The organism is Streptomyces beijiangensis (assembly GCF_017315755.1).
GTDB lineage: Bacteria > Actinomycetota > Actinomycetes > Streptomycetales > Streptomycetaceae > Streptomyces > Streptomyces beijiangensis.
In genome coordinates this window covers 1-13,097 of the sequence record NZ_JAFLRJ010000104.1, presented here as the reverse complement: position 1 = coordinate 13,097, position 13,097 = coordinate 1, and the positions used below count along the sequence as shown (strand labels likewise).

Below are 13,097 nucleotides of genomic sequence, written 5' to 3'. Positions count from 1 at the left end.
CTCGCCAGCTTCTTGTCGGAGGCCGCCTTCGCGTCCGCCGCGTTGTTGGCGGACTCCGCAGACTTCTTGGCGGCCTCCGACAAGAAGCTGGCGAGTGAGTGGATCACGCCGGTCAGCAACTACACGCTGGGCTCGACCTTCGGGACCGGCGGCAACCTGTGGTCGAGCGGTTCGCACTCGGGCCAGGACTTCGTCGTTCCCTCCGGTACGGCGGTCAAGGCCGTGCACGGCGGCACTGTCGTCAAGGCCAGCAACAACCTGGACGGCGCCGGCGACGGTTCCGCGTACGGCAACGCGATCGTGATCAAGCACGACAACGGCACGTACTCCCAGTACGCGCACCTCACCTCGGCCGACGTCACCGTCGGTCAGACCGTCACGACCGGCCAGGTCATCGGCCACTCCGGTTCCACCGGCAACTCGACGGGCCCGCACCTGCACTTCGAGATCCGTACGACGCCCGACTACGGCTCCGGCGTCAACCCGGTCACCTTCCTGCGCAGCCAGGGCGTCACCGTGTGACGGTCGTAACCCCTGTGTGAGCCTGCACCACCAGCTCCGTGGCGACTTCGAGGACAGCCTTGCGCTTCTCCTCGGGGTCGCCTTTGGCGTCCTTGAGGACGAACATCCCGGCATGCATGGTGAAGAGCGCGCTCATGCAGCGGACCTGGTCGGTGAGTGAGGCGTCCGGAAGGATCATCAGGTCGCGGAGCGCGAACATCCGGTCCTTGAAGTTCTCGCCGACGCTCAGCTCGCGCACCGTGCCCTGGTTCTCCTGCATGAAGCGGAAGAGAGGGGAGGCGCCGGCGAGCGCCTCGCTGTAGCGGCGCAGGATCTCCTGCTTCGTCTCCAGGGTGCTCGGCTGTTCCTGTGCCCAGCTGATCAGCTCGTCGATCGGGGCGGTGAGGTCCCGGAAGAGGCTGATGAGGATGTCTTCCTTGGTCTTGAAGTGGTAGTAGAGCGCCGCTTTGGTGACGTCGAGTTTCTCCGCGATCTCCCGGAGCGAGGTCTTCTCGTACCCCTGCTCGACGAAGAGCTCCAGCGCTACGTCCTGGATGCGCTGCCGGGTGTTCCCTCTGGCCATCATGGACTCCGATACTTACTTGACGCCCGGCTAGTTACGGGTCTACCTTCCCCGAGTGTAGTCAGCTTGCCGGTCGGCAAGTAAGTACCAAATGGGGAGTGGTGGGGAAGATGGCCGGGACATCCAAAGCGGCAGAGGTGAAACCAGAGGCGAAGGACGGTCCGCAGCCGCGCAGCGTGCGGGTGGTGCTGTTCGCGCTGATGATCGCGATGCTGCTGGCCATGCTCGACAACATGATCGTGAACACCGCGATGCCGACCATCGTCGGCGAGCTCGGCGGTCTCGAACATCTGTCATGGGTCGTTACGGCGTACACCCTCGCCACCGCCGCCTCCACCCCGATCTGGGGAAAGATCGGCGACATGTACGGGCGCAAGGGCGCCTTCCTCACCTCGATCGTGGTCTTCCTCGTCGGGTCCGCGCTGAGCGGGATGGCGCAGGACATGGGCCAGCTGATCGGCTTTCGTGCCATTCAGGGGCTCGGCGCCGGCGGTCTGATGGTCGGCGTGATGGCGATCATCGGTGACCTGATACCGCCGCGGGAGCGCGGCAAGTACCAGGGCATGATGGCCGGGATCATGGCGCTCGCGATGATCGGCGGACCGCTGGTCGGCGGCACGATCACCGACCACCTCGGCTGGCGCTGGACCTTCTACATCAACCTGCCGCTCGGCGCGGTCGCGCTGGCCATGGTCACCGCCGTACTGCACCTGCCGAAGAAGCGGGGGCGCGGACGGATCGACTATCTGGGCACCGCGCTGCTCACCGTCGGGATCGTCTCCATCGTGCTGGTGACGACCTGGGGCGGTTCGCAGTACGAGTGGGGCTCCGCGATCATCATGGAGCTGATCTTCCTCGGCGTCGCCTCGATCGTCGGCTTCCTCTTCTGGGAGACCAAGGCCGCCGAGCCGGTCGTGCCGCTGCACATCTTCCGCAGCCGCAACTTCTCGGTGATGTCGGTCATCGGCTTCATGACCGGCTTCGTGATGTTCGGCGCGATGCTCTTCCTGCCGCTCTACCAGCAGTCCGTGCAGAGCGCGTCGGCGACCAACTCCGGTCTGCTTCTCATGCCGATGCTGCTCGCGATGATGGCCGTCTCGCTGATCGCGGGCCGCGTCACCACCAGCACCGGCAAGTACAAGATCTTCCCGATCGTGGGCGGCGCGCTGATGACAGTGGGCCTCTACCTGCTGTCGACGATGGACGTCTCGACCTCGCGCCTCACGACCGGCATCTACATGGCGGTGCTCGGCGCCGGCATGGGCTTCCTGATGCAGATCACCATGCTCGTCGCGCAGAACAGCGTGGAGCTGAAGGACATGGGCGTGGGATCCTCCACGACCACCCTCTTCCGTACGCTCGGATCCTCCTTCGGCGTCGCGATCATGGGCGCGCTCTTCACCAACCGGGTCAATGACGAGATGGCCTCGCGGCTCGGCAAGGCGGCGGGCGCGCTGCCAACGGCGACGCTGAACGCGGAGGGCCTGAAGAAGCTGCCGGTCCCGGTGCAGGAGGCGTACAAGTACGCGGTGTCCTCCGGCGTCCACGGCGGGTTCCTGCTCGGCGCGGGCATCGCGCTGGTGGTCTTCGTGGCGGCGTTCTTCGTCAAGGAGGTCGCGCTGCGCGGGGCCGGTACCCCGGCTCCCGCCGCACCGCAGGACAAGGACAAGGCCGAGCCTGAGGCCAAGGAGGCCAAGGAGGCCAACGAGGCCGAGGACAAGGTCGCGGTCGAGACGGCCTGATCCGGCTCTCCCCGAACTCCCCGCTCCACGACGACGGCCCCGGCGCACTCGCGCCGGGGCCGTAGTTTGTCGTCTGCCGCCCGTCGCCCGTCGCTGGGGCAGGGGCTCAGGGCCGCGCCCGAGGCAGCACCGGATAGCTGCCCGTGTTCGTCGGTGCATGCTCCGGCAGCCACAGCACCGCGATCGCGCCGCCCGACCCCCCCGAAACCGCAGCGCCCTCGGGCGCCGCGTTACGGAAAGTCAGCCGCGCCCCGAGTACCTTCGCCTGCCCGGCCGCGATGGTCAGCCCCAGGCCGTGCCCCTGCCCGGCCCGGTCGCTCGATCCCGTACGGAACCGGCTCGGCCCCTCCCGCAGCAGATCCTCGGGGAACCCGGGCCCGTGGTCCCGCACCCGTACGACCCGGCCCTCGACCGTGACCTCGACCGGCGCCGACCCGTGCTTGGCCGCGTTGCCCAGCAGATTGCCCAGGATCCGCTCAAGCCGGCGCGGGTCGGTATTGACCCACGACTCGTGCACCACCCGGACCTTGACCTCCGGGCCGAGCACCGCCACGCGCCGGCTGACGAACTCGCCCAGCGCGATCTCCTGCATCTCCGCCCGCTCCGAAGCGCTGTCGAGCCGCGCCACTTCCAGTACGTCCTCGACCAGCGTCCGCAGGGCCTGCGCCCGGTTGCGTACCAGCTCCGTCGGACGACCCGGCGGCAGCAGCTCCGCCGCCGTGAGGAGTCCGGTGACCGGCGTCCGCAGCTCGTGCGCGATGTCCGCGGTGACCCGGCGCTCGGCGGCCACCCGCTCCTGCAGGGTGTCGGTCAACGCGTCGACCGCGCGCGCCAGTTCATCGGTCTCGTCGCGTACGACGCCGCCGATCGCGTCCCGCACCCGTACATCCGTCTGCCCCTGCGCGACCTTCCCGGCCGCTGCCGCCGCCTTCCGCAGCCGCCGCGAGAGCTGTCCGCCGATCAGTACGCCCAGCGCACAGCCGCCTATGACGACCGACACCGAGCCGATGACCAGGGCCCGGTCGAGGTCACTGAGCACGCCCGCGCTGTCCCGGTAGACGTTGTGCACGGAGAGCACGTCGCCGTTGGGGAGCGGGGAGGCGGCCCAGACGTCGGGCGCGCTGGTGTGGTGCTCGTCGACGAAGGTCGAGCGCCGGTGCGCATTGGCCTTCGAGCGCAGCGGCTTGGGCAGCAGCGGGTCGTTGATCTTCGCCCCGAGCGCCTGGGTCTTCTTGTTCGGGTCGTACAGCCGCTGCGCCCAGTCGAGGCGCCCCAGCTGGGTGTCGCGCGCGTTGTCGAGCATCGAGACCCGTGCCGCGTTGTGCACGACGAGACTGAGGGTGATCGCGACGAGCGCGCCGACGGCCGCGATCGCGATGGAGATCTTCCAGCGGACACCGGTCCGCAGGGCCAGATGTCTCATTCCACGTGTCTCATTCCGCGGGCCTCATGCCTTGAGCTTGTAGCCGAAGCCGCGGACGGTCTCGATCCGGTCCTGGCCGATCTTGGTCCGCAGCCGCTGGACATGGACGTCCACGACCCGGGTGTCGCCGCCCCAGCCGTAGTCCCAGACCCGCTCCAGGAGCTTGTCGCGCGAGAGTACGGTGCCGGGCGCCGAGGAGAATTCGAGCAGCAGCCGCATCTCGGTCGGCGTGAGCGCCACCGGCTCGCCCGCCTTCCGTACCTCCATGCCCTCCGTGTCGACCTCCACGTCGCCGAAGACCAGCACCCCGCGCTCGTCGAGCCCGGCGCCGTCGTCGGCGCCCGCGGCCCCGCCCGCATGGCCGAAGCGGCGCAGCACTGCGCGGATACGGGCGACCAGGACCGCGCCGTCGAAGGGCTTGGTCACGTAGTCGTCGGCCCCGGCCTCCAGGCCGAGCACCACGTCGATGGAGTCGGCGCGCGCGGACAGCATGATCACAGGGACGGTCGACTCGTCGCGGATACGGCGGCAGAGGCTGACGCCGTCCAGGCCGGGCACCATCACGTCGAGCAGGGCGATGTCGGGGCGGTTCGCGCGGAAGGCCTCAAGACCGGAGAGCCCGTCCGGCATGGCGGTGACCTCGAAGCCGTCGCGCTCCAGCGCCAGCTGGGTCGCCTCGCGGATCACATCGTCGTCCTCGACGAAGAGGACATGGGTCTCGGCCATGGGTCGGGCTGCCTTCTCAGTTGTCCGTCGTCGGAGCGCTGGTCGCGGTCCCGTCTCCGCTGCTGACCGCCTTCGAGAAGTCGGTGTGCACCGAATCCGTCTCCGCGAACCTACCCGCGGACCAGTGGTAGGTGATCACGTCCTCGCTGGAGGAGTACCCCATCGCGTCACCCTTCGTGTACTGCTGCTTCGTGACGACGAGGTCTCCGCGGTCGATCTCGGAGTACACCGGGGGCTCCTCGGCGGCGAAGACGTTCCTGTACTTACCGGAATCCTCACGGTAGACGTACGTGGCGATCCCCATCGCGTCGCTGCAGGTCATCAGGTTGACCACGACATCGGGCGTGTTGTTGCCGGTGAGCGTGCCGTAACTGACGTCGATCGGGTACTCGCGCCCGCCGCACGTCTTCAGCTCCCGCTTCACCACGTTGCTGACCTTGGGGTCCGCCTTGATCAGTGCGGCCGCGTCGACCCGCTTCACGGCCTTGGCCGCGGAGTCGGTCCCCGACGGCTGCGGAACGGGACTGCGCGACTCCGCCTGCGAACGGGCGGCTCCCGCGTCACGCGCGCCCGTGCCGTCGCTGTCGCAGCCGGCGACCAGGAGCCCGAAGGCGGCGAGCCCGGCTACTGCCGTGGTCCCCGCCGCCACCGTGTTCCTGTTGCCTCTGATCAGGCCGCGCACCGCTCCCGCCCCATCTCTGCGTGCTCTGCATGTGGTGTGTGTTCCATGCGGCCCGCCCGTCCCAGTGCCTGGTCGCAAGAGTCGATGGCCCGGCTCTCCAGCTCCTGCCGCAGACGTGCGAGCGCCCGGTGCAGTGTGGACTTCACCGTACCCGCCGACATGCCCAGTGCGGCAGCCGTCTCCTCGGTGCTCATCTGCTCCCAGTGGCGCAGGACGACAACACTGCGCTGCTTGGGCGCAAGCACCTTGAGGATGTCCATCAGCAGGGCGCGGTCGGCGCGCTGCTCGGTGCCGTCCTCGACGGACGCGTCGGGCAGCTGCTCGGTGGGAACTTCGTCCAGCTTCCGGGCGCGCCACCACTCCGTACGAGTGTTGATCATGACGCGGCGCAGATAGGCGTCGGCGAGGGACTTGTCCGCGATGCCGTCCCAGCGGCCGTACGTACGGGCCAGCGCGGTCTGCAGCAGGTCCTGTGCGTCGACAGGGTCGGGGACGAGGCGGCGGGCACTGCGCAGCAGCGCGTCCTGCCGGGTGCGTACGTAATCTTCGAACTCGAGCACCTCACCGTGCGCCATGCCCAACCGCCTCCGTCGTCCCCGTGATGTAGCTGTGTTTCGTGGTCTGTTCACGAAGCTACGGAGGCGGTGTCACGGACTTGTCCGCACCAGCCGTCGGCGGACGCACGGCTGCCCATCGGTTATGTAACAGGTGAAGGTTCAGGTAAGGGGAAGCCGGTAAAGGCCATCGGCCATGGGCTCTACCAAACCGTCGGAAACTAGCCCATCAAGGGCGCGGGCGCGCTGTACGGGCTCGTCCCAGACCGCGTCGAGTGCCTGTTGCGTTACGGGGGCGACGGCCTCCCGCAACACGGCGAGGAGCTTTCCGCGCACCTGCCGGTCGGTCCCCGCGTACGTCTGACCGCGCCGGGGCGGCCCCTCGTGCGCCGGTTTCCCCGCCAGCTTCCACGCGCAGTGCGCGGCGACGGGACAGCGCCCGCACTCCGGGCTCCTGGCGGTGCACACCAGTGCCCCGAGCTCCATCGACGCCGCGGCCCATTCGGCGGCCCTCGTCCTGTCCTCCGGGAGCAGGGACCGGGCGAGGCGGCGCTCGGCGGCGGTGGTGGCGTTCGGCGGGTACTCGACGCCGGTGACCGTACGGGCGAAGACCCGCCGTACGTTCGTGTCCAGGACGGCATGGCGCTGCCCGTACGCGAAGGACGCCACGGCGGCAGCGGTGTACTCACCGATCCCGGGCAGCGCGAGGAGCTGTGCGTGCTCGCTCGGCACGTCCCCGTTGTGCCGGTCCCTTATGGCCTGCGCGGCCCCGTGCAGCCGCAGGGCGCGGCGCGGATAGCCGAGACGGCCCCAGGCGCGGACGGCTTCGCCGGGCGCTTCGGCCGCCAGATCGGCGGGGCGCGGCCAGCGGGCGACCCACTGCTCGTACACGGGCAGCACCCGGCTGACCGGGGTCTGCTGCAGCATGAACTCGCTGACCATCACACCCCAGGCACCGGCCTCGGGGCGGCGCCAGGGGAGATCGCGGGCGTTGGCCTCGAACCACGCGATGACGGGGGTGTGGAGGGTGGTCTCGGTCTGTTCGGTCTGTTCGGTCTGTTCGGTGTGAGTACGCATGGCGCTGTCGATCCTCTCAGCTCCTCCGGTGCCTGGACTTCAGGCCGGGCCCCGGTCCGGTGAACCACGTAACGACAGCGGTGTCGCTCGTCCGCATCGTCTCCACCAGCGAGCGCACCGGCCGGCCCAGCCCCTTGGCGGCGGCGAAGGAGACGACCGCGCCGAGCAGCAGCCCCACCAGGACGTCGTGCGGGTAGTGCACACCGACGAAGACCCGCGAGAAGGCCATCAGCAGCGCCAGCGGGACGGTGAACCAGCCGAGCCGGGGGACGGCGAGTGCGATCCCGACGGCCGCGGCGCCCGCGATCGTCGCGTGGTTGGAAGGGAACGACCAGTCGCCGTCGGCCGGGCAGGCGATCAGCGAGGCGGCGGCGCCGGCGACCGCACGGCAGGGCCGTTCCTCGTCGATCATCGACTTCACCACCTCGCTGATGACGTACGCGACCGCCGTGCCGACCGGGGCGAGCAGCGCCAGCGCCATGGCGCGGGAGTCGCTCTGCCGGGCGCGCCACCAGACGGCGACGAAGAGGACGCCGAAGAGGAGCAGCCCGACCTCCGTCCACATCTCCATGAGTTTCTGCACCCAATGGGGCGTGGAGTGCCCGAAGTCGACGATGTCTTTGTAGAGCCAGGAATCACTGTGCATGGTGACGCACAGTATGGATCATCGGTCAGTTGTCACCACGAGCGATCGTCACGCCGTACCCCCGACGAAAGTTGGGGCCCACCGAAATGATGATCCGCAAAAGTTGTCGGTACGGGCGGCGGGTGAGGCCGGAGTTGGCCGTGATCTCTCGTACAGTTGCCGCCGTGGGATCTATGCGCAATCCGGTCGGGCCGCTTCCCTCCACCATCTACTGGCGGCGGAGGGCAGTAGCGGCAACTCTGGTTGCGCTGCTCGCACTCCTGGTCGCCTGGGTCGTCACCTCGGGCGGCAGCGGAGGAAAGAAGGGCAAGCCAGGGGCGGACGGCTCGCATGCCCCGTCCTCGATCACGCCCGGCCCCTCGGGCTCGGGCCCGGCGATCAGTCAAAACCCGGGCGGGCGCGACGAGTCGGGCGGCTCGGGCGGATCCTCCGGCGGTGGTACGGACGCGGGCTCGGGCAGCGCATCGCCGGGTGCGGGAGCGGGAGCGGGCGGATCGTCCGGCAGTGACGCGGCCGGCGGCGGTACGGGTGCCGACAATGCGGGCCAGCGCGTACCGGCGGGCTCCTCGCTCCCCGACTGCACGGCCGCGGCAGTGCAGTTGACGCTGCACAACCCCAAGAACACCTATGCGCCGGGTGAGAAGCCGAAGTTCGAGCTCATCGCGAAGAACGTGTCGGCGACGAGCTGCAAGGTGGACTTCGGGCCGAAGGCGGCTGTGGTGACGATCACGTCGGCGGACGACAAGGTGATCTGGTCCTCGAAGGACTGCCCCAAGGATGGCGCGCTGCTCTTCCAGGTCCCGGCCAACTCCACGATCACGCACACGGTGCAGTGGAACCGCGGCAAGTCGTCCCCCAACTGCGCGACGCCGCCGCCGGGTTCGGCCACCCCCGGCACGTACCTGATCGAGGCGAACCTCCCGGGCCTCCCGGTCCAACGCACCTCAATCGTCCTGTCAAAGGACTGAAGCAACCCCGCACCAGTCAACTCAACCCAGACAATCCAAGCCCGTCCGGCGTTTGAGGACAAAAGCCGGGGCTCAGGGACCCAGGCCCCGTTCCCTCCGCCCGGGCAATCCAAGCCCGTCCGGCGTTTGAGGACAAAAGGCGGGGGTCGCGGGACCGGAGCCCCGTTCTCCCCGCCCAGGCCACCGCCTACACGTACCGCTCAAGAATCGAAGACTCCGCCAACCGCGAAAGCCCCTCCCGCACGCTCCGCGCCCGAGCCTCCCCGACCCCGTCCACGGTCTGCAGGTCATCCACGCTCGCAGCCAACAGCTTCTGCAGCCCGCCGAAGTGTTCGACGAGCCGCTCGATGATGGCCCCGGGCAGCCTCGGCACCTTCGCCAGCAGCCGGTACCCGCGCGGCGACACCGCGGAGTCCAGCGTCTCCGGCGAACCGCTGTACCCCAGCGCCCGTGCCACGGTGGGCAGTTCGAGGAGCTCGCCATGGGCCAGCGCGTCCAGCTCGGTGAGCGCCTCCGCCACCGTCCGCGACCGCTTGGCCGTCGGCTCGGGCACGTAGTCGCGCACCACAAGCTCCCGCTCCGGCTCCACGCCCGCGATCAACTCGTCGAGCTGCAGCGACAGAAGGCGCCCGTCGGTCCCCAGCTCCACCACGTACTCGGCGATCTCCGTCGCGATCCGGCGCACCATCTCCAGCCGCTGCGCGACCGCGGAGACGTCCCTGACCGTGACCAGGTCCTCGATCTCCAGCGCGGACAGCGTGCCCGCGACCTCGTCGAGGCGGAGTTTGTACCGCTCCAGGGTGGCCAGCGCCTGATTCGCCCGCGACAGGATCGCCGCCGACTCCTCAAGGACGCGCCGCTCCCCGTCCACGTACAGCGCGATCAGCCGCATCGACTGCGATACGGAGACGACGGGGAACCCGCACTGCTTGCTCACGCGGTCCGCGGTCCGGTGCCGTGTTCCCGTCTCGTCCGTGTGGATCGAGGCGTCGGGCACCAGCTGCACGCCGGCCCGAAGAATTTTGGTGATGTCCTTGTCGACGATGAGCGCGCCGTCGAGCTTGCACAGTTCGCGCAGGCGTGTCGAGGTGAACTCCACGTCCATCACGAAACCGCCGGTGCACATCGACTCGACGGTCTTGTCCATGCCGAGGACGATCAGTCCGCCGGTATTGCCGCGGAGGATGCGCTCCAGGCCGTCGCGCAAGGCCATTCCAGGCGCCACGGCGCTCAGTGAGGCGCGCATCAGCGCTTCCGTACGGGAGGAGCCCCCGCCGCTCTTTCCGGACGTTGCTGCCCGGTCGTTGGCTGCCACTGCACTCCTCCGGCTCGTACGGTTGGGCGAGACCAGGGCAAAGTCTACCGGCGCGTGTCGTCCTCCCGGGGCGCCTCTGTCCGAGACCGTCGCGGAAGCACACGCAGAGCGTCCCCCATGTCGGCCACTTCGATGACCTTCATGCCCGCGGGAACCTTGCCCGGATCATTCGGAACCAGGGCGTGTGTAAAGCCCAGACGGTACGCCTCCGCGAGCCTCCGCTGGACCCCCGTCACCCGCCTGACCTCGCCCGCAAGCCCGACTTCCCCGATCGCGACCAGGTTTTTCGGCAGCGGTACGTCGCTGGCGGCGGACGCCAGCGCGAGCGCCATCGCGAGGTCGGCGGCGGGCTCCGTCAGCTTCACCCCGCCCACGGTCGCCGTGTAGATGTCGCGCTTGCCAAGTGCGCTGATCCGGCCGCGCTGCTCCAGCACGGCGAGCATCATCGAGACCCGGGAGGTCTCCAGACCCGAGGTGGTACGCCTGGGGGAGGGGATCTGGGAGTCGACCGTGAGCGCCTGCACTTCGGCGACCAGCGGCCGCTTCCCCTCCAGAGTCACCGTCAGACACGTTCCGGGAACCGGCTCGTCACGGCGTGTCAGGAAAAGCCCGCTGGGATCGGCGAGTCCGGTGATCCCCTCGTCGTGCAGTTCGAAGCAGCCGACCTCGTCCGTCGCGCCGTAACGGTTCTTGACGCCCCGTACGAGCCGCAGCCGCGCGTGCCGGTCGCCCTCGAAGGAGAGCACCACGTCCACAAGATGTTCCAGCAACCGCGGCCCCGCGATCGCCCCGTCCTTGGTGACGTGCCCGACCATGAGGGTCGACATCCCGCGCTCCTTGGAGGCCCGGATCAGCGCCCCGGCGACCTCTCTGACCTGCGCCATCCCGCCCGGCGCCCCGTCGATCTCGGGGGAGGCCACGGTCTGCACGGAGTCCAGGACGAGCAGCGAGGGCTTCACCGCGTCCAGATGTCCGAGGACCGCGGACAGGTCGGTCTCGGCGGCGAGGTACAGATGGTCGCTGAGCGCGCCGATCCGGTCGGCGCGCAGCCTGACCTGGCTCGCGGACTCCTCGGCGGTCACATAGAGCGTGCGGTGGTCCTCGCTGGCGGCCTTCGCCGCCACGTCGAGCAGCAGCGTCGACTTCCCGACGCCCGGCTCACCGGCGAACAGGACGACGGCCCCGGGCACGAGCCCGCCGCCAAGCACCCGGTCCAGCTCGGCGACGCCGGTCGAGCGGGCGGTCGCCTGCCGGGTGTCCACCTCACCGATGGGTACGGCCGCGGTGCTGACCCGGCCGGCCGCCGTGGTCCGGACGGCGGGGGCGCCGCCGATCTCCTCGACCGTCCCCCAGGCCTGGCACTCGTGGCAGCGGCCGAGCCATTTGGCCGTGGAGTACCCGCATTCGGTGCAGCGGTAGGACGGCCGGTCTTTGGTGGACTTCGTGCGAGCTGCCATGTCGCACACCGTAGTGGGGGCCACTGACAATCACGGTCGGCTCCCCGTCCCCTTTCGAGGGATACATTCACCCGTAAGGATTAAATCCGCTCAAGAGGTGCGGAGGGGTCGTGTTCCCCGGCCTACCGTCGGCCGGGTGACGAGCAGCAGGCTGGAGCACCCGACGCATACCACCGGCGCACACCGGGCTCAGCGACGTGCGCCCGGTCCGGCGCCCCGTATCCAGCGGCCGCCGGCGCGCTACGAGGCGTATCTCGACGGCCTGTTCACCTACTGTCTCTCCGTCCTGTGCGACCACGACGCGGCGACGGCGGCCCTCGGCGACGTACTTTCGCTGTCCGAACGGCAGTTCAGCCGCTGCCCGTCCGCCGATCCGCAGCGCAGGGCCTGGCTGTACGCCCTGGCGCGCTGGGCCTGCCTGCGCAAGCTGGCCGAGCTCAAGCGCTCGCGGCCCGGGGCGCACACCGGCCGCGGAGCGGTCCGCCGTACGGAATCCGCAAGCGCGTCCGCGTCCGCGACCGCGTCCACAACCGCCGCGTCCCCCGCACCCGTCCCGCAGGAGCAGGAGCAGGAGCAGGAGCAGGAGACCGCCGACAGCAGGCGCCGCGAACTCGCCCTGCTGGCCTGGCCCGAGGCGGCCGGCACCACCCCAGAGCAGCGCGAGGCCCTTGAGCTGGCGGTACGCCACCGGCTCGCCCCCGCCGAGGTCGCCTCGGTCCTCGGGATGGACCCCGCCGCGGCCCGCACCCTGCTGGCCGCCGCCGCGTGCGAGGTCGAGCGGACCCGCGCCGCCCTCGCCGTCGTGGAGACCGGCAACTGCTCCTCCGTCGCCCGCCTCACCGGCGACCGCCGGGTGCTCCTCTCCTCGGCCCTCCGCCGCGAACTCGTCCGCCATGTCGACGACTGCCCGCGCTGCCGCCGTGCCGCCGAGCGCGCAGGCGCGGCGGGCCCATGGCCCGGCTCCGCGCTCACGCCGTCGATCCAGGGGGCACCCGCCGAACTGCCCCTGGTCGGGGCCCCGCGCCAGGCGGCGTACGTGGCGATGCTGCACGCCCCGCGCAGCGGCGCCCCCCGCTTCGGGCGAAACGGTTTCCCTCTCGACCCCAAGGACCACGCGGCCCGCCGCGACCGGCTGCGTGCCAGGGCGGTCACCACCACCGTCGTGGCGACGGTGGTCGCGGCCCCGGTCCTGGCGCTCTGGGCGGCGTACCGAGGAGCACCCTTCACCGGCGAGGGACACGACGGCTCCCGGGTCACCGCCAGTGAGAAGGACGGCGAGAACGGGCTGGACTCCAGCCCGTACGACCACTACGAGAACGCGGGCAACGCCCGCACCGATCCGTCCCCCGGCTTCACCGCGGGCAGCCGCGCCGGGGCTGACCACCTCGACCGAGACGTCGGGGGCGCGGCTGCCCGCGGTGAA

At 69.9% G+C, this 13,097-nt stretch carries 13 protein-coding genes; 4 read left to right on the top strand and 9 right to left on the bottom strand.

The genetic code is table 11. From position 1 onward, the window contains the following. A partial coding sequence (locus J0695_RS12245; protein ID WP_206962011.1) for a M23 family metallopeptidase occupies positions 1–522 on the top strand: 522 nt, incomplete at its 5' end. On the opposite strand, the gene J0695_RS12240 is transcribed toward J0695_RS12245, so the two are convergent. Beyond that, positions 512–1,087: a TetR/AcrR family transcriptional regulator gene (locus J0695_RS12240; protein ID WP_206962010.1), complete on the bottom strand. Its 576-nt coding sequence runs from the start codon at positions 1,085–1,087 to the stop codon at positions 512–514. The genes J0695_RS12245 and J0695_RS12240 overlap by 11 nt on opposite strands. A 107-nt stretch (positions 1,088–1,194) precedes the next feature. Here J0695_RS12240 and J0695_RS12235 point away from each other — a divergent pair, with 107 nt between their 5' ends. After that, entirely contained in the window at positions 1,195–2,826 is a 1,632-nt protein-coding gene (locus J0695_RS12235) for an MDR family MFS transporter (protein ID WP_206962008.1), read from the top strand. A gap of 106 nt (positions 2,827–2,932) precedes the next feature. On the opposite strand, the gene cseC is transcribed toward J0695_RS12235, so the two are convergent. The 6 genes from cseC to J0695_RS12205 form a co-directional block, all read right to left on the bottom strand. Continuing rightward, positions 2,933–4,249 (bottom strand): two-component system sensor histidine kinase CseC, encoded by a 1,317-nt coding sequence (cseC, locus tag J0695_RS12230; protein ID WP_206962006.1) that lies wholly within the window; start codon positions 4,247–4,249, stop codon positions 2,933–2,935. A gap of 24 nt (positions 4,250–4,273) precedes the next feature. Continuing rightward, complete coding sequence (gene cseB, locus J0695_RS12225) at positions 4,274–4,975, bottom strand: two-component system response regulator CseB (protein ID WP_206962004.1); 702 nt, start codon at positions 4,973–4,975, stop codon at positions 4,274–4,276. Positions 4,976–4,991: 16 nt separating this feature from the next. Continuing rightward, a complete protein-coding gene (locus J0695_RS12220; protein WP_206962002.1) occupies positions 4,992–5,657 on the bottom strand; it encodes a hypothetical protein in 666 nt (221 codons plus the stop codon). Continuing rightward, positions 5,645–6,232, bottom strand: a complete 588-nt coding sequence (locus tag J0695_RS12215; RefSeq protein WP_206962000.1) for a SigE family RNA polymerase sigma factor — start codon at positions 6,230–6,232, stop codon at positions 5,645–5,647. The genes J0695_RS12220 and J0695_RS12215 overlap by 13 nt, the downstream gene beginning before the upstream one ends. Positions 6,233–6,373: 141 nt before the next feature. Continuing rightward, on the bottom strand, positions 6,374–7,288 hold the full coding sequence (locus tag J0695_RS12210; RefSeq protein WP_206961998.1) for an iron-sulfur binding domain-containing protein: 915 nt from the start codon (positions 7,286–7,288) through the stop codon (positions 6,374–6,376). A gap of 16 nt (positions 7,289–7,304) precedes the next feature. Continuing rightward, positions 7,305–7,934, bottom strand: a complete 630-nt coding sequence (locus J0695_RS12205; protein ID WP_206961997.1) for a phosphatase PAP2 family protein — start codon at positions 7,932–7,934, stop codon at positions 7,305–7,307. Positions 7,935–8,098: 164 nt separating this feature from the next. Here J0695_RS12205 and J0695_RS12200 point away from each other — a divergent pair, with 164 nt between their 5' ends. After that, on the top strand, positions 8,099–8,902 hold the full coding sequence (locus J0695_RS12200; protein WP_206961996.1) for a hypothetical protein: 804 nt from the start codon (positions 8,099–8,101) through the stop codon (positions 8,900–8,902). A 187-nt stretch (positions 8,903–9,089) separates the two neighbouring features. On the opposite strand, the gene disA is transcribed toward J0695_RS12200, so the two are convergent. Both disA and radA read right to left on the bottom strand, forming a co-directional pair. Beyond that, a complete protein-coding gene (gene disA, locus J0695_RS12195; RefSeq protein ID WP_206961995.1) occupies positions 9,090–10,217 on the bottom strand; it encodes a DNA integrity scanning diadenylate cyclase DisA in 1,128 nt (375 codons plus the stop codon). Positions 10,218–10,261: 44 nt separating this feature from the next. Then, complete coding sequence (gene radA, locus J0695_RS12190) at positions 10,262–11,674, bottom strand: DNA repair protein RadA (RefSeq protein WP_206961993.1); 1,413 nt, start codon at positions 11,672–11,674, stop codon at positions 10,262–10,264. Positions 11,675–11,810: 136 nt separating this feature from the next. On the opposite strand from radA, the gene J0695_RS12185 reads away from it, so the two are divergent. Beyond that, on the top strand, positions 11,811–13,097 hold a 1,287-nt coding region (locus tag J0695_RS12185; RefSeq protein ID WP_372445753.1), incomplete at its 3' end, for an RNA polymerase sigma factor.